Origin of the sequence: Oceanobacillus sojae (genome assembly GCF_007991515.1) — a bacterium.
In the GTDB taxonomy this organism is placed as follows: domain Bacteria; phylum Bacillota; class Bacilli; order Bacillales; family Amphibacillaceae; genus Oceanobacillus; species Oceanobacillus sojae.
Genome location: NZ_BJYM01000006.1, coordinates 54696 through 73201, shown reverse-complemented (window position 1 = coordinate 73201; position 18506 = coordinate 54696). Strand labels below are relative to the sequence as shown.

The 18506-nt window shown below is 37.4% G+C and carries 20 protein-coding genes; 12 read left to right on the top strand and 8 right to left on the bottom strand.

What is annotated here, in order from left to right; translation table 11 throughout:
- Nucleotides 1-491: 491 nt before the first annotated feature.
- Complete coding sequence (locus OSO01_RS08515) at nucleotides 492-1229, top strand: sunset domain-containing protein (RefSeq protein WP_147210016.1); 738 nt, start codon at nucleotides 492-494, stop codon at nucleotides 1227-1229.
- Nucleotides 1230-1434: 205 nt separating this feature from the next.
- Here OSO01_RS08515 and OSO01_RS08510 read toward each other — a convergent pair whose 3' ends face one another.
- From OSO01_RS08510 to OSO01_RS08505, 3 genes are all read right to left on the bottom strand, one after another.
- Nucleotides 1435-2004, bottom strand: a complete 570-nt coding sequence (locus OSO01_RS08510; RefSeq protein ID WP_246145105.1) for an SDR family oxidoreductase — start codon at nucleotides 2002-2004, stop codon at nucleotides 1435-1437.
- A gap of 26 nt (nucleotides 2005-2030) precedes the next feature.
- Complete coding sequence (locus OSO01_RS23675) at nucleotides 2031-2168, bottom strand: hypothetical protein (protein ID WP_246145098.1); 138 nt, start codon at nucleotides 2166-2168, stop codon at nucleotides 2031-2033.
- 96 nt (nucleotides 2169-2264) lie between these two features.
- Entirely contained in the window at nucleotides 2265-3569 is a 1305-nt protein-coding gene (locus tag OSO01_RS08505; protein ID WP_147210014.1) for an acetamidase/formamidase family protein, read from the bottom strand.
- A 247-nt stretch (nucleotides 3570-3816) separates the two neighbouring features.
- On the opposite strand from OSO01_RS08505, the gene OSO01_RS08500 reads away from it, so the two are divergent.
- From OSO01_RS08500 to OSO01_RS08480, 5 genes are read left to right on the top strand one after another with little or no spacing between them, the layout of a single operon-like run.
- Entirely contained in the window at nucleotides 3817-5787 is a 1971-nt protein-coding gene (locus tag OSO01_RS08500) for a BglG family transcription antiterminator (RefSeq protein ID WP_147210013.1), read from the top strand.
- A gap of 15 nt (nucleotides 5788-5802) precedes the next feature.
- Nucleotides 5803-6276 carry a PTS sugar transporter subunit IIA gene (locus OSO01_RS08495; RefSeq protein WP_147210012.1) on the top strand — a complete coding sequence of 158 codons (474 nt, stop codon included), beginning with the start codon at nucleotides 5803-5805 and terminating at the stop codon, nucleotides 6274-6276.
- Nucleotides 6277-6278: 2 nt separating this feature from the next.
- Entirely contained in the window at nucleotides 6279-6584 is a 306-nt protein-coding gene (locus OSO01_RS08490; protein ID WP_147210011.1) for a PTS fructose transporter subunit IIB, read from the top strand.
- A gap of 17 nt (nucleotides 6585-6601) precedes the next feature.
- A complete protein-coding gene (locus tag OSO01_RS08485; protein ID WP_147210010.1) occupies nucleotides 6602-7612 on the top strand; it encodes a PTS fructose transporter subunit IIC in 1011 nt (336 codons plus the stop codon).
- Between the two features lie 19 nt (nucleotides 7613-7631).
- Entirely contained in the window at nucleotides 7632-8813 is a 1182-nt protein-coding gene (locus OSO01_RS08480) for a MalY/PatB family protein (RefSeq protein ID WP_147210009.1), read from the top strand.
- Between the two features lie 224 nt (nucleotides 8814-9037).
- Here OSO01_RS08480 and OSO01_RS08475 read toward each other — a convergent pair whose 3' ends face one another.
- Complete coding sequence (locus tag OSO01_RS08475) at nucleotides 9038-9532, bottom strand: hypothetical protein (RefSeq protein ID WP_147210008.1); 495 nt, start codon at nucleotides 9530-9532, stop codon at nucleotides 9038-9040.
- Between the two features lie 46 nt (nucleotides 9533-9578).
- Here OSO01_RS08475 and murQ point away from each other — a divergent pair, with 46 nt between their 5' ends.
- The 6 genes from murQ to OSO01_RS08445 are packed head-to-tail and all read left to right on the top strand — an operon-like array spanning nucleotide 9579 to nucleotide 14553.
- Entirely contained in the window at nucleotides 9579-10466 is an 888-nt protein-coding gene (murQ, locus tag OSO01_RS08470) for an N-acetylmuramic acid 6-phosphate etherase (protein WP_246145097.1), read from the top strand.
- 2 nt (nucleotides 10467-10468) lie between these two features.
- On the top strand, nucleotides 10469-10846 hold the full coding sequence (locus OSO01_RS08465; RefSeq protein ID WP_147210007.1) for a PTS sugar transporter subunit IIA: 378 nt from the start codon (nucleotides 10469-10471) through the stop codon (nucleotides 10844-10846).
- A 57-nt stretch (nucleotides 10847-10903) separates the two neighbouring features.
- Nucleotides 10904-11371, top strand: a complete 468-nt coding sequence (locus tag OSO01_RS08460) for a PTS sugar transporter subunit IIB (protein ID WP_147210006.1) — start codon at nucleotides 10904-10906, stop codon at nucleotides 11369-11371.
- Nucleotides 11372-11388: 17 nt separating this feature from the next.
- Nucleotides 11389-12966 (top strand): PTS system mannose/fructose/sorbose family transporter subunit IID, encoded by a 1578-nt coding sequence (locus OSO01_RS08455; protein ID WP_147210005.1) that lies wholly within the window; start codon nucleotides 11389-11391, stop codon nucleotides 12964-12966.
- Nucleotides 12967-12981: 15 nt separating this feature from the next.
- The gene (locus OSO01_RS08450; protein WP_147210004.1) at nucleotides 12982-13689 is read left to right on the top strand and encodes an N-acetylmannosamine-6-phosphate 2-epimerase; all 708 of its coding nucleotides are present in this window, start codon (nucleotides 12982-12984) and stop codon (nucleotides 13687-13689) included.
- A 12-nt stretch (nucleotides 13690-13701) separates the two neighbouring features.
- Nucleotides 13702-14553, top strand: coding sequence for a MurR/RpiR family transcriptional regulator (locus tag OSO01_RS08445; RefSeq protein WP_147210003.1), 852 nt, complete (start codon nucleotides 13702-13704; stop codon nucleotides 14551-14553).
- A 34-nt stretch (nucleotides 14554-14587) separates the two neighbouring features.
- On the opposite strand, the gene OSO01_RS08440 is transcribed toward OSO01_RS08445, so the two are convergent.
- From OSO01_RS08440 to OSO01_RS08430, 4 genes are all read right to left on the bottom strand, one after another.
- On the bottom strand, nucleotides 14588-15223 hold the full coding sequence (locus OSO01_RS08440) for a hypothetical protein (protein WP_147210002.1): 636 nt from the start codon (nucleotides 15221-15223) through the stop codon (nucleotides 14588-14590).
- 304 nt (nucleotides 15224-15527) lie between these two features.
- On the bottom strand, nucleotides 15528-15704 hold the full coding sequence (locus OSO01_RS23280) for a hypothetical protein (RefSeq protein ID WP_186813595.1): 177 nt from the start codon (nucleotides 15702-15704) through the stop codon (nucleotides 15528-15530).
- Nucleotides 15705-15837: 133 nt separating this feature from the next.
- Nucleotides 15838-17022 carry an MFS transporter gene (locus OSO01_RS08435; RefSeq protein WP_147210001.1) on the bottom strand — a complete coding sequence of 395 codons (1185 nt, stop codon included), beginning with the start codon at nucleotides 17020-17022 and terminating at the stop codon, nucleotides 15838-15840.
- A 426-nt stretch (nucleotides 17023-17448) separates the two neighbouring features.
- Entirely contained in the window at nucleotides 17449-18501 is a 1053-nt protein-coding gene (locus tag OSO01_RS08430) for an ADP-ribosylglycohydrolase family protein (protein WP_147210000.1), read from the bottom strand.
- Nucleotides 18502-18506 lie beyond the last annotated feature (5 nt).

Here is an 18506-nt window from a genome sequence, read left to right as displayed (position 1 = left end):
TTTTACCGAGTATTTATAACCTTTGCCATTCATTTACTTTTGTTGAATGACAAATCAGCTAATAATCGTTATCTTCCCAATAACATGACAGCCCATTGCTCTATTAATTTAAGAAAATTTTACAAAAACATTACTAATATGTTACATTATTTATAATAGTTACTATTTAATAAAAAATTTTATAAAGTAAGTATTGCTTTATAAACGAATGCTTTTTTAATACATATTAAAAAGAGAGGAAGTGAAAAGAAAGCGCTTAACATATAACTGTTGCTTTGTTCCTTTTATTTTGGTAAAACTCTATTGATTTTACCGCAGATGCCCTGAAAGAAATAACATATCATGCTACATCTATTTTTGGATTAGTGCGTAAGCAACAGCTGCACCTACAAGTATAAATTAATCGATAAATACTGTTGCGCCGTAAACTAATTGCTGATTGTCATAACATTACATATTAAATACACTGGACTTTTAATGGAGGTATAACTATGGATACTCTAATCGTATTATCAATGATTTTTATATTATCAGGCTTAGCCATCTATACTTTATCGCATCCATCATCCAAAGGGAAAATGAAGAAAAAGCTTCTCCCCGTATTAGCGTTTGCTATGCTTCTCACTGTTTTAAGCGGGTGCGGTACTGAAGGTACTGATAATGCTACGGACTTAGATAAAGAAATAGAAAAGAATGAGGAATTAACTGCTGAAATTGAAGAATTAGAAAATGCTAATTCCACCCTTCAAGAAGAATATGATGGTTTACAAAGTCAGGTTGACGAATTAAAAGAGGAAAATGAAAAGTTAGAAGATTACGAGTCAATTAAAGAAGAAAATGAAACTCTGTCTGAGCAAATTACTGCACTCAAAGAAGAAAACGAAAAACTAGAAGACTACGAGGCAGTTAAGGAAGAAAATGAATCACTCTCCGAGGAAATTACTGCATTAAAAGAAAGCAATAATGAATTACAACAGCAGCTGGAAGCAAGTCAAGAAGCTGACAGTTCCAGTAACTCCACCGCAGACGCTTCAGAGACCTCTGAAGAAGACTCTGCTGATGACAGTACATCGCAGGCAGCTGAAGGTGATTGTAACATTAAAGGAAGTAAATCCGGAATCTACCATACGCCTGGCAGCACCTACTATGATCGAACAACAAATGTTGTTGAATGGTTTTGTTCGGAAGCAGAGGCGCAAGATGCTGGATATAGAGCACCGAAAAATTAAATAAGAAAAACCTGCAATACGAGAATATCTAAATAATGGATTTAAATGTCATATCAGGTAAAAACACCTCTCCTTTTTGGTATAAATGATTTGTCTGGAATCACAATCAAAACAGAAGAGGTGTCTTTTATTATGACAGCGAATGATGATTTAAATAAAACCACTCACTATCCAATTTCCTTATCCACCAGTAACAAAAACGCCATCAATTCAACACATATCCCGCATCCACATATAAATTCTGCCCTGTAACATTTTTTGCATAATCGGAACAAAAAAATATGCAGGATTTTGCTACATCATCGTCTGTTGGAAAGCGGCGGAGAGCCATTTTATCTTTCACCGGTTTTGTTACTTCCTCCAGAGTGAGATCATATTGATCTGCCTGTGCCTGAAAGGCCGATTCCAATACTGGACCCCATTTAAATCCCGGTGCAACATTATTTACTCTTATCCCTAAAGGCCCCAGCTCTTTAGATAAATAATGCGTCGCTGTTTTCAATGCTCCTTTTCCAATACCATAACTCATTTGTAAAAAATCCTCGCTTGGGATGGCAGCAGCAGCAGAACCGATAAACACTACTGCCCCACCCTCATCTTTTTTCAAATAAGGAACAGCTTCCTGTACTAAATGTAATGTACCTTTGATATTTATTTCCGATACTTTATCCCAATCCTCTAAATTGTTATCCAATAATCCGCCCATTGTATTATCATAAGCAGCAACCTGGATTACTCCATCAAGGCGGTTAAATTTTTCATAACCAGCTTTTATTAAATCTGCGTTACTCTGCTTATCTGCTAAATTAAGATGCTGTGCAAAGGTTCGCTTTCCTGATGGATCAATTGCTGTATTTCCAGCAATTGATCCTCTATTAAATCTCCCATAATAACAGATCCGCCCTCATCAAGAATATTTCTGGCGACATCCCTCCCCAATCCACGGCCCCACACCAGCAACTAAAATTACTTTATCATTTAGTAATCCCATTACTATCCCACCTTTTTAAATGTTGGATTCTCTTATACATCAATCTATAAATGATAATGTTTCATAGCAATTTCACTCAGCCCCGCATCTTCAAGTGCTGACAGCGGTGCTAAAAATGTAACTGTCACAACCCCAGGATTGCGCCCAATATCAATAGACCCTGTAACAGTCGCGCGGTTCATAACTTCTGGAACACTCATCCCAAGTACGGAAGCTGCGCGATTTAAACCATTATCCGTCGCTTCATTTAAATCTGCGCCAGTTCCAATAAATGATACAGGAGCAGTCTCCTCAATTTCTTCAAAACCATATGCTTTAGCAACCTTTAAAGCTTCAGACTTTTCCCGTTCAGATAACGGCTTTGCATTATATGGAAGATCCTCCTCAACCGGCAGTAAAATAGGCCCGTCAATCTTAATTCCTTTTAGCAATTTTATTTTTAACGTAGCAATTCCAGAAACATCCGTTGTATGCCCGGCAATTTCGCCATTTCCCTGCATCGCATGCATATCTCCAAGATAAATGCCGCCGCCTTCCGTTTTTACAGGACAAATTAAAACTGCCCCTTCCCGAACCCGATTAATATCCATGTGTCCATCTGTACGCTCTTCCAGCTGTTCTTGCGTTATACCGTAATCATGGGGAGCATCCAGTAAAAATTGACCAAAGTCTCCTGCATTATGAGAATCCGGCATAGCCCTGGCCGGTGTTGTTCCAATTTGTCCTAAAAAAGGACGTACCCTGGCGACCATGCCTACAATGTCATGAGGAGCCACAGATACGATTGGATTTTGCACAGAATGCTCAGGTGTGCACATGTTTTTACGTCCGTCTTTTCCTGCTGCTTCAGCTGCTTCTTTTGGCAGAGTAACTCCTATTGTTCTATCATCATCAAAAGCAATGGTGTATCCGTTCGTGAACTGAAAAGGAGTAACTGCTGCTCCGCAATTTGAACATCGTACTGCTTCTAATCCGACATCTGCTATAACCGTATCCGGGTTCACGATTCCACATTCAGGGCACTTCGCGTCCACAAATGGATCGGAAATAAAATGACCTTCTACAGTGCGGTCATTACCGGAAGCAGTAACCATAGATGTTACTTGAATAGAAGAAATATGAATAGCAACTGCATCCCCAACCTCTGCTCCTTCAACATAAACCGGCTGTGTCACTTCATGCCCGCCTTGAAGAGATGGCGTAATCATCGGCCCCCAGCATCCAGGTGCTGTATTAGCAATAATATATCCGCCGTCCTTTACAGGTCCAAGCATTGCTTTTTCTGGATCCAGAATTCCATCCGTAAACGTATTCACATAGACAATCTGCTTTGCTGGCTCATTTTTCATTTTGATCTCCTCCTTAATTATATTGTAAGCATTTTCATAAAATTGCACAAAGGAATAACTTCATATTATTATAACTCAGTTAACTATATTGTATAATAAATTCGTAATCGGGTTTGTTAAAGTCTCTGCTTCTTTATCTTCCCTCCATTCCTTCCTCTTTAAGTAACTCATTTCCTCTACCTAACGGAAAAAGACTCCCTGTGCACCTTTAGATTCGTTAACTAAAATAAAATTAGGGGGATACAAAATGTCCTTACACTTAACTTTAAGAATGGCAGAAATAATTAAGATACTCTCTTCAGCAAATGAGTTTATCACAAGTGATACGCTCGCATTGAAATTGGGGGTGACATCAAGAACGATACGTGAAGATATCAAAACAATAAATTATAAAATGAAAGAATTCAAAACAGAAATTGTATCCAAAAAGAGTAAAGGCTATAAAATAACTGCCGAATCTGAAGACCAGCTTAAAAAATTACTTTATGAAGTCGAAGCAGAAAATGCTCTATTTAATAATACGTCCGTTACTGTCACACCTGAGGATAGAGTACAATTCATTATCAAAAGACTTTTATATTCTAATAAAAGCATAAAAATTGAATCATTTATGGATGAGTTGTATGTAAGTGAATCAACGATTAAGAATGATTTGAAGAGAATAAAACAGGTTTTAAACAGCTATAACATTAAAATAGTTAAAGACCATCAGGGAATTAAAGCAGATGGAAATGAAGTTAATAAACGATTCTGCATTTCTGATTACTTTATACACAGTGAAGAATTTGATAACCGTTTGATTCTTAAACTCGTCAATAGCTTTGGTTATTACTTCTTTGAGGATGATATAGATAAAATTAAAAAAATAATCCTCGATGAATTAAATAGAAATGATATGGAGGTCATGGATGATACCTTAAATAAAATCGTCATCCATATCATGATTGCTATCGGCAGAATTAAAAGCGGCCAGCATATCAGCTCTATCAACCATATAGAATTTCTCAAAAAGGAGAATGAATACAGAATAGCTGAAAAGATTAATAAATCTATTGAAACACTTTATGATATCCAGAATCCTGAACAGGAAATTGAGTATGTTGCTTTACATTTAGTTGGCAATAGATTAGGTAAAAAAGGAGAAATATCTTTTCAAAATCTGAAATTATATTTAGGCAAAGAAATCTTCCAATTAACGATGGAGATCATGGAACAAACGAAAATTGGCTTGAAGGGCCTGCATATCGACGAGGATGAAGAATTATTTTATAGTCTCGGTCTGCACTTGAAGCAATTAGTAACAAGACTCACTTTTAATATGAATATCAGAAATCCGATGATTGATGAAATTAAAATTAAATATCCTCTTGCGTTTGAAACAGGTGTTATTGCAGCACATTGTGTAGAAAAAGCTACAGGTTTCCAGGTAAATCAAAATGAAATCGGTTTTTTAGCTTTACATTTGGGGGCTGCTATTGAAAGACAACGGATAAAATATGTTTCCAAGAAGAAAATCGCGTTAGTATGTGCTTCAGGGATGGCAACGTCAGAGCTGCTTCTAACAAAGCTGTCTCACGTTTTGGGTAACAGCTATAACCTTACCGGCGTATATGCTCTGCATCAATTGGATGAACTTTTGAAGCAAAAACCCGACTTTATTTTGACGACTGTTCCCATTGAAAGGCATCTGGAAATACCGGTTGTACATGTACCGTCTATTTTGGATGATAAGGATATTATAAAAGTACAGAATACATTAAAGGAAATGCATAACAAAAATAAAGTCATCCAACCATTTTTTCGCAGAGAACTATTTTTCCAGAATTTAAAACCAGAAACAAAAATGGAGATGCTGGAAACAATGACAGAGGCGATGATTCACCAGGGTTATATAGAAAAAGAAACCCGGGATTCTATTATGGAACGTGAACGAATATCTCCAACCTCCATTGGAAATATGGTCGCCATTCCCCACCCGCTGCATATGCTTTCCAGCCAATCATTTATCTGCACTGCAGTATTGGAGAAACCATTAAAATGGTCAGAGGCAGAGGAAGTCCAATTAGTGATGATTATCGTTTTGGAAAAAAGACTCCAGACAAAATTTCAGGAGATATTCGAATCTTTGTATGAAATTATTCAGTCACCTGATAATGTAAAAAAACTATGTTTATCTAAAAATTATGACGCATTCTTAGACATTATTGAGTCTATTTAGTTAGGAGAATCATCTATGAATAAATCAGAATTAATAAATGACAGTTTAATTGAGCTTAATGTCGAAGCACAATCAAAAGAAGAAGCTTTGAAAAAAGTTGCCGATCTTGTTTTGAAAGCCGGATGCGTAAAAAGTGCAGCAGCTTATTACCATGGAATGATGGAAAGAGAAAAAAACTCCACAACCGGGTTTGGCAGCGGAATTGCAATCCCTCATGCAAAAATGGAAGAGGTGGTCCAGCCCGCTATCTGCGTAATAACACTAAAAGATGCTATTGATTGGAAAGCAATGGATGATAAACCAGTACAGCTATTGATAGCATTAGCTGTTCCAACCGAACATGAAGGAAGCTTTCACTTGAAATTATTAGCAACGTTATCAGAGAACTTGATGGAGGACCATTTCGTCCAGTCATTGCTTTCAGCAAGAACAAAACATGAAATTCTTACAACCATTACGGGTATTTTCACAGACAAAGGAGAGGTTTAATAATGAATATTTTAGCAGTAACTGCATGTCCAGCCGGGGTTGCGCATACGTATATGGCAAAAAAAGGATTAGAAAAAGCAGCCAAAAAGCTGGGTCACAAAATAAAAGTAGAAACGCAAGGCTCCATGGGAATTGAAAATGAAATCAAGGAAAAAGATATAGAAAAAGCTGATTTAGTCATTTGGGCAATTGATACAAAGATCGAAAAAGCAAATAGATTTGATGGCAAAAGCATTCACGAAGTCCCTGTTGCAGCAGCAGTTAAAAATGCTGCAAAGGTCATTGATGACGCAATAGCCAAACAATAAAAACAGGAGTGAGACCTATGTGGAACACAGCTAAAAAACATCTGATGACCGGGGTTTCTTATATGATTCCTATTGTCGTCGCTGGCGGTATATTACTTTCATTAGGAGTAATCATTGGTGAAGAAACAATGATAGGCGAAAAGTTAGCTGACTATGGAGTATGGGTTTTAGGTTTAATGGTTCCAATGATTGCAGGTTATATTTCCTATTCCATTGCGGACAGGCCCGGGATTGCAGTTGGTTTAGCGAGTGGTGTATTTGCAGCTGAGCTTGGTACCGGATATATCGGCGGTATTTTAGTCGGATTCTTTGCAGGGTGGATTACCAACCAGTTAAAGAAAATACCGTTGCATCCAAACATAGCAGTAATCAAGCCGATTATGATTATCCCTGTACTTGGTATTGGCGCATCAGCCATTTTTATGACAATTATTTCGTTACCTTTAGCTCCAGCAATGACTGGCTTGGAAAACTGGCTGAATTCTATGGAAGGCAATAATCTATTAATCTTAGGATTTATAATTGCAGCAATGATGGCATTTGATATGGGCGGTCCAGTTAATAAAATTGCTCTGGCATTTTGTTACGCTACGCTGGCTGAAGGAATTTACGCCCCTATGGCGGCATGCTGGATTGGTATTATGGGGGCACCGCTCGGGTTATCTTTAGCAACACTGCTCTTCCCTAATAAGTTCTCAAAATCTGAGAAAACCAACGCTATTCCAGCTGCATTGATGGGGACATTGGGAATTACAGAAGGAGCAATTCCCTATGCAGTAGCTACACCTTTAAAAGTAATCCCTGTCATTACAATTGGTTCTGGTATCGGCGGCGGTATTGCATTAATACTTGGAGCACAATCTCCAATTCCTGCAGCAATCGGGATCTGGGGACTGCCATTTGTTAATGGTCCATTTATGTTATTAATCGGTCTGCTTATTGCCGTAATCATTATTGCATTAGCAGTAGGATTTTTGCGTAAGGAGAGCGATGTAGAAGAATCAGAAGATACAGAGCTATCATTTTAATTATCCAGGAGGTGCTTTTTTGACTATTCCATTTGATAAAGTCATTAATCGAAAAGGAACGTATAGCACACAATGGGATTTCGCTAAAGATCGTTTCGGTAAAAGTGATGTACTCCCTTTTTCCATATCAGATATGGATTTTCAAAGTCCGCCTGAGATTTTACAGGCAATAGAAGAATATGCAGCACATGGGATATTTGGCTATACAAGGTGGAATCACAATGCATATAAATCAGCCGTCACCTATTGGTTCAAATCTCGTTTTACTGCGGATATTCCTGCTGATTGGATTGTTTATAGCCCAAGTGTTATTTATTCTATTTCCAAATTAATTGGAATTCTAACAGAGGAAGACGATCAAATCATCCTGCAGACTCCGGGATACGATGCTTTTTTCAAACAGGTATCTGCTTCCAACAGAGAATTAGTCAAGAACCCGCTGCTTTATAAAGAGGATTCGTACACCATCGATTTTGATTTGTTGGAAAAGCAGCTCTCCAACCCCAAGGCAAAAGTGCTGCTTTTCTGTAATCCGCATAACCCTACCGGGAGAGCCTGGAATCATAATGAACTGCAGCATATTATCAAACTTTGCGAAAAGCACCAAGTAAAAATTATTTCCGATGATATTCATATGGACATTGTTTATCAAAATCACAGTTATGTACCTATCACCAGTATAGCGAGGAATCCAGACAATGTATTTATCTGCACCTCTGCCAGTAAGACATTTAATACGCCAAGCTTAGGCGGCTCATATGCATTCATCCCGGATGAAAAAGTAAGAGAACAATTTTTGACGATCATGAAGGAGCGCGATGGCCTATCAAGTGCATCTATATTCGGCCTGCTTTCTATTATTAAAGGATATAATCATTCTGCATATTGGGTTGATAATCTGGTGGACTACCTGTATGAAAATATGAACCTTGTATCTTCTTTTATCCAAAGCCAGCTTCCGGAGATAACATTTAAGATCCCGGAATCCACATACCTTGCATGGATTGACTGCTCAAACCTGCAATCATCCGATGATGAAATTCAGCATGCTTTAGTAAATACCGGTAATGTAGGAATTATGTCCGGCAGCGTCTACCATGTAAACAAAGGAAAGTTCCTGCGGATGAACGTTGGGTGTCCGCGCAGCAAGCTGGTAGATGGATTGGAAAGATTGGAGAAAGCCATTAAAATAGTTAACTAGGTTAGAAATGTTACATTCTGTTTGCTTCAGTAAGATTGGTTAAATAAAATATAAAAGTCATGAGCTTCTTCCTTAACTGGCAGCTTATGACTTTTATTATTTTAAGAACTATTTCAGAGACTATTGCAAGCATATCTATTAGCTGTTTCAAGTTATGAACACTATAATCAACAAAAATATACTGAAACAGCAAATCCCTCGTAGACTCCCCTTCAATTCCAGGCTTAGTTAAAAAATATTCCACAATTTCCTCTTTTGTAAGGCCAATCTCTTTTAAACCACGGGAAATCATAGATAAATAGGATTGAGGGGGGCCCCATTACATCTGGATTTGTAAATGTAAACATTGGCGCCCCATCCTCTTTTCCCAGGTAAATAGCCCTTCCATACCAGTCTGCTTCCAGGTCAACATAGCCTTTATCCATAATATCCTGCACATTGATATGTAAGGCATCAACATTATTTTCCTGTTCCACGACTTCTCCAAATTGTTCATCAGTATTCAGATACTTTCTTGCATATGTCTTTGTATCTTTATTCGATTCATGACCAATAAAGGCAACACCACCCTCGCCCCATTTACTTTCTTCCTTAATTATATCGTGAACCCTTTCATTAGCTCGTACAAAGGAAATAATCTTTCTTTTATAATTATACTTAAAACAATAATTGCATAAAGTTTCATTAAAATTAAAACAAATATTGAAATTAAATTTCATAAATGCTATTCTATTATTAATAAAAATTCAAAAAGGAGGAGAAGAATTGGAACAGCTTTTAACAGAAAGGCGTAATAACCGGACGAAAAATCTCGATCAATGCAGTACGATTGAAATTATTCAATTAATGAATGAAGAAGAAAAGACAGTCGATCTTGCAATTAAAAACCAAGAAAAGAATATCGAAACTGTAATTACTGAAATTACGAAATGCCTTGAGCAAAAAGGCCGGTTAATTTATGTAGGCGCTGGAACGAGCGGCCGTCTTGGCGTTTTAGACGCGGCTGAATGTATTCCAACCTTTGGTGTATCTAAAGATCAGGTAATTGGCGTTTTAGCTGGAGGAAATAAAGCATTTGTCGAAGCAATAGAAGGAGTTGAAGATGACTTTGATCAAGGAAGCATTGATTTGGAAGCGCTTAAAATATCCAACAAGGATATTGTTATAGGAATTGCTGCAAGCGGACGAACACCTTATGTTTTAGGAGCTTTAAATTATGCGAAAGAAAAGAATGCACAAACTGTAGCATTAGCATGTAATAAAGACTCAGAAATAGGAAGATGCGCTCAACTGAAAATTGAATTAGATGTCGGACCGGAAGTACTTTCTGGTTCTACAAGATTAAAATCGGGCACAGCTCAGAAAAAAGTTTTAAATATGCTGTCTACTATTTCAATGATTCGTATTGGAAAAGTATATGAAAACTTGATGGTTGATGTAAAGGCAACCAATAAAAAATTAAAAAGAAGAGCTGAACGTATTTTGAGTACAGTTGGAGAAATCTCCCTGGAAGAAGCACAGCAAATTTTATCAAGAACAGATTATCAGTTGAAGCTGGCTATCATTATGGTTAAGAAAAATCTAGGAATGACAGAAGCAGAACAGTTGCTTGCTTCTGCAAATGGATTTCTTAGAACAGCATTGGAGGACTAAATATGAGGCAGATTATTTTAGCAGGACATGGGGATGGGTGTTTAGGAATGAAACAATCCACAGAAATGATCTTAGGAGAACAAACTCATTTACATGCCGTAAACCTGAGTCCATCTGAAAATGCACAAGATTATCATAAACGACTTCATTCACTGATAGATAAAGATAGAGAGAATGGCATTAATGAATTTTGGATATTAACAGATATTAAAGGAGGTACACCAGGAAACGTAGCAACTCTGATAGGAAAACAAGAGGAAGGAATTACAGTAATTTCAGGTTATCACCTGGCTATGATTATTACAGCATGCACAGACAGTCATATCACCCCTAATCATTTAATTGAAGAATCCAATAAAATGATTCAAAAAATAATTTAATATAAGATATTCAAAATCTTCTTTTTTTGAACATCTATAGAATAAGGAGGAGCTCAAATGAGTATTGCAGTAACTAGAATAGATGAGAGATTAATCCATGGACAGGTAGCTTATTCATGGTCGGTAGCGTATCAAGTAGAAGAAATTGTCGTAGTAGATGATGTACTGGTGCATGATGAAATGCAAAGAATGTTATTGGAAATGGCTGTTCCAGAGGGAAAGAAGTTTCAATTACTTTCTGTAGAAGAAGCAAGTAATTATTTTAAATCAGAAAATAAATTAAATACATTCTTAGTAGTGAAAGGGCCCCAGACTATCTTGGATTTAGTAAATCAAGGGGTTCATTTTAAGGAAATTAATGTAGGCGGAATGTATTTTAAAGAAGAAAAAGAAGAAATCACGAAAACAGTCTATCTGAATGAAGAAGAAAAAAATATTTTTCGAGATTTAGCTTCAAAGAATATTTATTTGGATGTACGTACAGCTCCCAGTGATAAGTCAATTGACTTAATAAGCAGAATTTAATGGAAGGAGAAGTTTAAATGACATTGATAGCAGCTCTATTGTTGAGTGTTTTAGTAGCCCTTCTCATTACAGAAAATTACGGTTATGGTTATTGGATGATTAGCCGCCCTATTTTTGCTGGTCCATTAATTGGATTAATACTTGGAGATTTGCAAACCGGCTTAATTGTCGGGGCAAGTGTTGAATTAATGTTTATGGGGGTCCTCCCGATTGGCGGATCTGTTCCCCCGAATGCACAAATTGCAGGAATTATCGGTACAATTTATGCTATTCAAGCTGAATCCACAGCTTTAGGAATTACTCTTGCCCTGCCGATTGGAATCTTAGCACAGTTTTTAATCATGTTAGCTTGGAATTTAAATATTTATTTAGTTCATAAATCAGATAAAGCAATTGTCGATGGGAATACAAGAAAGATGGAACTCCTCCACCTGTCCGGGATACTTGTTTTCTTTAGTGTATTTTTTGTATCTTCTTTTCTAGCAATTTACTTTGGCAGCGATTTCGTTAGTCGTATAAATGATGCGTTGCCTGGATGGGTTTCCGGAGGTCTCGAAATTGCCGCAGGTTTACTCCCGGCAATTGGGATGGCTATGCTATTGAAAATGATGGATCTTAAAAAGTTTTGGCCCTTCTTTTTAATTGGTTTTATATTATCTGTTTATTTAGATTTAAATGTTTTAGCTGTATCTTTATTAGGTTTAGGGATAGCAGCTGGTATATCAGTAATCAGTAAATCGAAAGAAAATACGGAAACCTTTACAGCTGCGGATTCAACCTCACAAAATGAGCAAAGCCTTTTGAAGAAAAAAGATCTATGGCGTGTTTTTGTAAGATCATTTTTCAGTATGGCAAGTATCAATTATGAAAGATATATTAGTTTAGGCTTTGGCTATGCGATGGTTCCAGCCCTAAAACGATTATATTCTGATGAGGGAGAATATAAGTCAGCTTTAAAAAGGCATAATGAATTTTTTAATTGTCACCCGTATACTGCAAACGTTGTATTAGGTGTTGCTGCAGCTTTAGAAGAACAGAAAGCACAACAAGGTGTTATTACCGATGAAACAATTGCATCTACGAAAACTGCTTTAATGGGGCCTTTATCTGGTATTGGAGATTCCGTATTTAAAGCAACATTTATGACTATTTTTGCTGCGATAGGTGCTGGATTAGCACTTAACGGAAATATACTAGGTCCAATTCTTTTCATTGTTCCTAATATATTATTAAATGTCTTAACACGTTATTTTGGCGTTTTTTGGGGATATAAATTCGGTGTCCAGCTCATTGCCAAAATGAAAAGTTCCGATGTAATTCAGAAATTTGTTCAAGGAGCAACAATCGTTGGGATGATGGTTACCGGAGCCATGATTGTGAACTTTGTAAAGATTGAATTAACTGCGGAATGGACGAGTGCCGGAAAAGAAATAATGCTTCAGGAACTGCTTGATCAAATTTTTCCGAGCCTGCTTCCGCTGGTGATTACATTACTATTTTATTTCGCCCTAATTAAAAATAAGAAAGCGATTTATTGGCTGATGCTAATTTGCTTTGCGATTGGTTTAATTGGAAGACTTTTAAACATTATATAATGGAGGAATTGGTTTATGGAGAAAGAAGAGCTATTAAATGCTATCAGAGGCGGCCTGGTGGTTTCCTGCCAGGCACGCCAAGGATGGCCAATGTACGGCACAGACATTATGGTTGCATTTGCTAAAGCTGCCAAACAAGGAGGAGCTGTAGGAATTCGCGCAACAGAGCCTCAAAATATCTCTGCTATAAAAAAAGCAGTGGATTTACCTATTATCGGGATTTACAAACAATGGTTTGAAGGCTTTGATGTCTATATTACACCTACGTATGAAAGTGCAGCTGCTGTTATCGAAGCAGGCGCAGAAATAGTTGCTTTGGATGGAACAAAACGAATCAGACCAAACGGAGAGAATTTAAAAGAAATTATTGCACGTATTCATGATAATTATCCCGATATTTTAGTCATGTCTGATTGTGATAATTTAGAGAGTGCATTATATGCAGAAGAATGTGGGACAGATATTGTTTCTACAACTCTATCGGGGTATACTGAAGAAACAAAGGATCAAAACAGTTTTAACTATGAATTCGTCAGCGCATTAAAAAATCATGTGAAAGTTCCAATTATAGCCGAAGGTCATATTTCTACACCAGAAGAATTGGTGTCGGCATATAAAAGTGGAGCGGATTCAGTTGTTGTTGGTTCTGCTATTACCAGACCGGAGATTATCACAAAAAGATTTGTTGATAACCTTGAACAATTAAAAAAGAAAACCATCTAGGAGGGAGCCAGTGTGTCCTTGATTGAAAGCTTAAAATCTCAAGAGAATTTTACAAAGATTGAAATGAAAATTGCGAATTATACCTTGAATAATTTAGGCAAGATTTCCAGAATGACCATAAAGGAATATGCCATTGCTGCTCAAGTTAGTGAAGCAAGTGTTGTCCGCTTTTGTAAGCAGCTGGGAATTAAAGGGTTTCGTGATTTTAAGTTAGAGCTTAATCAGGAACTGACTCTGAAAGAAAATAAAATTGGTTTTAATATTGTTCAAAAAGAACATGCTGATAAGTTATCCATGCGTGACATCTTCTTTAATACGCTGGAGTTGGATAGGCAAGCAGTTGAACAATTACTTAATACATTGGATTTAAAAAATATTGAGTCCACTGTTTCTGCCATCCAAAAGAGTCATACAGTTGTTACTTATGGTGCGGGTGCATCTGCGATGGTTGCAGAAGATTTAACGCATAAGTTTACTAAGCTTGGAATTAAAGTTTTTTTTAATCGAGATTTCCATTATATGCTCTCTTTAGTTTTAAACATGCAGCCTGGAGATGTATTTATTGCTATTTCCACTACTGGCGAAACACAGGAAATTCTTGAGCTTGTTGAACTGGCAAAAGAAAAGGGAGCAATTATTGTTGCTGTTACCACATTGCAGAAATCAACATTAGCTCGTAAAGCTCTGATTCCACTTTATACACCGATGCTGGAAGAATATTTTCGTGTTGCTAATATGGCAACACGAATTTCTCAGCTTGTAGTTGTAGATACATTATATATGAGTCTTTATGAAGAACTGGGAGATCAGATTATTGATCGATTCTATGAACTGAGAGATTCTGTTAATCGTTTTCGCCGTTAATAGACTGGCAACCAAAGATATGGTTGCCAGCTTTCTATATGTTGTTATTCAGCTCATAACAAAAAATGTACCGATAAAGTGCATCCTTCGTAAACTCTCCTTCAATTCCAGGTTTAGATAAGAAATATTCCACAATATCCTCTTCTGTAAGGCCAATTTCTTTTAATCCACGGGAAATCATAGATAAATAGGATTGAGGAGGAGTGCTAAACCCATGTGTTCCCATTACATCTGGACTTGTAAATGTAAACATTGGCGCCCCATCCTCTTTCCCCAAGTAAATAACCCTTCCATACCAGCCTTCTTCCAGGTCAACATAGCCTTTATCCATAACATCCTGCACATTGATATGTAAGGCATCAACATTATTTTCCTGTTCCACAACTTCCCCGAATTGTTCATCCGTAATCAAATATTTTCTTGCATATGTCCTTGTGTCATTATCCGGTTCATGACCGATAAAGGCAACTCCACCCTCGCCCCATTTGCTCTCTTCCTTCATAAAATAGAGCGGATAAGGGAGTATGGCTTTTGTTGTTTTCTTTGGCGGAGTGGTATTTTTACAGCCTCTTTCCTCTTTTTCGGAGCCTTCAGGAATACCGCCTTCGATATAACAGGCAAAGCGATTCTTACTAATGTTGGAGCCATAGCTCACATACCATACGTCCATGATAACGCCTCCTTGCTTCACGTCATTTTGAAAGTGAAAGATATAATAATTTTTGATTTTATAATAACATAAAAAGAAACCAGTAACTTTTGCTCAAGGCTGAAAGTAATCAGATTGCTTTTGAAAATAAACCTTTCAATTTTATGAAGGCAACCTTCAAAAATGAGAACTCGAATAAAGCGGGTGAAGCCATTCATCAATGACCTTACCCGCTAACTCTCGCAAACTATGTTTCTACTAAAGATCTAATTAGTTATCTCTATTTAATCCGGAATACATTTCCAAGAAGTGATAAACAGCAAACCTATATATAACCCTCATGTTTTCCTGAATGCTGGATCTTCATCCGCAAAGCATCCTTCCCCCAAGTGTAAAAAATATGGCTGACGAATAAAAACAATGTAAATCCAAAAGCAAGGGAAGTAAGCAATTCAAGTGTTTCGCCAGCAATTATTCCATAAGAATAAGCCCATGAATCCACAAGATTGGGCTCCTATGAAAATTAGCAGACCCGCTCTTATCGATTTCATGAACTTAATTACAACGAAATAATCATTTCTTAATGATAGCTTTTGCTCCTTCACAACAGTACAATATCGTTTTTATCAGCACTGTCACCCTTCCCTCTGAACTCTCTCCTCTTCACTTTTACCTAAACTGGATGCTCCTCCACGCATAGAGATATAGGCTGTGCCGATTGAAAATAATACAATAATCCCCGCAACGATTGCATTGTAGTTAACAGTTGATTGTTCAATAACAATCCCGCCGACAAACGACCCAAATGCAATTCCAAAATGAAGGGCAGAATTATTTATACTCTGCTGAATATCTGACGATTCCGGAGCTGTCTCAATCAGATAGCTTTGCATAGGCGGTGACATGGCCCAGCTCATCGCGCCCCATATCACCATAACAGCTGCAAATAAAATGAAGGAGAATGTCGTATAGGGAATGCTAAATATTGCACAGCTAAATACGATTGCTACAATAAAAATGCTTTTTCTTGTTCCAATCCGATCCCCCATTATTCCGCCTAGTCCTCCGCCGGCAACAGCTGCAATTCCAAATATCAGATAAGCAACACTTACCATTGATTCCCCGAACCCTGCAACATCCTTTAAAAATGGCGTAAAGTAAGCATATAATACAGTATGCCCGCCCAAGAACAGAAATGTTGTTGTTTGAGCAAAGAATATCTTTCTATTCTTTAATGTTTTTAATTGCTTGCCAAGTGGAAGAAACGGCTTTGGCTCAACCTTCTTCATAAAAAAGTGTACCCCGGCCAGCGATAGTACTGTCAAAAAGATAATCAGGAAAAATGGCGCTCTCCAGCCAAAATTATTACCCAATAATAGCCCTATAGGCAATCCTAATACAATGGACCCGCTGATTCCCATTGAGACAATTCCCAATGCCCTGCCGCGGTATTTAACCTCCACAATACTTGGGGCAAGAACCAGGCACAAATTAATAAGAAGTGATGCACTGACAGCAGATATAATTCTTCCTAAAAGAAGAATCATGTACGAGGAAGAAATAGCAGTTACAATATTTCCTATCAAAAACAGAAATAAAAATAATAACGTCAATTTCTTCCGTTCCATTTTTGCAGTTAAAACCAGTAGAACCGGACCTAAAATTCCTAAGATCAACGAATAAATCGTTATCAAAAAGCCGACTTTTCCAAGACTGACCTGTAAGTCCACCGCAATTAAATCAATTATCCCGCCAATAATAAGCTCCACTAATCCCACCACAAATGAAACGACCATTAAAATATATATACGTTTATCCATAAATTACACCTTTCCTCATAAGTCCCAATCTATTTCATAGCTGCGAGTACTTGCCGATGAACAGAATTAGTCCAAATGAGCAGCTTCTGTTTCTTCATTTAAACTCATGTAATGTATCTCTTTATCTGTTCTCTACATAATCAATCATAACTTCAGTGAGCTCACGCAGTGAAATAATTATTTGCCTATCTGATTAGGAAAAGGATGAAGCATTGGTATAAATTATCAGACAAAAAACAAGGCCAGAGTTAAACCGCTCATAAAGCAGCTTCACTCTGGCCCTGTCTTTTGAAAGGTTACAGTGTTAATTCTAACGAAAAGAGAGTTATCATTGTAAATATATTTAGTGTACTTTTCTTATTTACTAAAAGCTTCTTTAGACTCGAAAAGTTATAATAATATATTCCATAAATTTCCACTAAGCAATTAACGTCCTTTTCCCCCAGACTCCTGCACCACATTTGTTAATAGATTTGCCAGCTCGACAATGTCAAAATCATTCGCCTTTTGTACAGTCTCATATAAAGATGCAAATTTTTCATTGTTTAAATCCACGAATGCTCCAACCATAGATCCCACAATAGCGGCAATCGTGTCCGTATCATATCCTATGTTCACCGCATCGATTACTGCCTGCAGAGGATTCTCCTTGTTCAAAGCAATAATTCCAAATGCGCTGGGAACAGCCTCCGAAATGTGTAAACCACTTCCCACTACCTGTGACAGCTTTCGCAGCTTCTCTTCTTTTGTGCCATGACCGTCTGCTATACTATAGGCCAGCTTGATTCGCTCTACAACACTCGGTCCTGCTACTTCGCGAGAAACTATTTTTGCTTTTGTTTCACCGCGAATAGCTCCATAAAATCCTGCACTCAACGCCTCATCCACCGTAGCATGAGGTGCCAAAGATGCACTTACTGCTGCTGATACGGCACATGCTCCTGAAATTGCCAGTGAATTATCGTGTGTTACTTGTGTAACGATAATGGCAGCATCAATAGCTCCCTCCAAGTCATTCGGATTCAAAATCCCTGCTGGAGCAATTTTCATTGCTGAACCATTCGTTGCTTTTGATGCATAGTCTACTGTCACAGCGCCGGGTAAAGGTGCTGGTTCCGACTCTTTTGAGTCCTTATACATCTTTATTGCCCCTCGAGTTGTAGGTCCTGCGAAACGGTCAAAATACCACGGAACATTGGACCAAGCTAAAATGGCTTTTTTAACAGTTTCCTTGTCTATCACGCCATCATTTTCCAAAATTGCCTTGCTGAGAAAATATATTTGAGAAAAATCATCTGTTACTTGTCCAGCTTCATTTCCTAGTGCAAATGCCGTCTTATCAGGCTTTTTAAACTCACTCACTGGCTGTCCAAAATGTGTGCGTATTTGCTCAAACGACAGGTTTTCAGTAGCTGCTCCCATGGCATCACCTATTGCTGCCATTCCTAAGATTCCTTGTATTTTTGTATTTAAACTCATTCAAT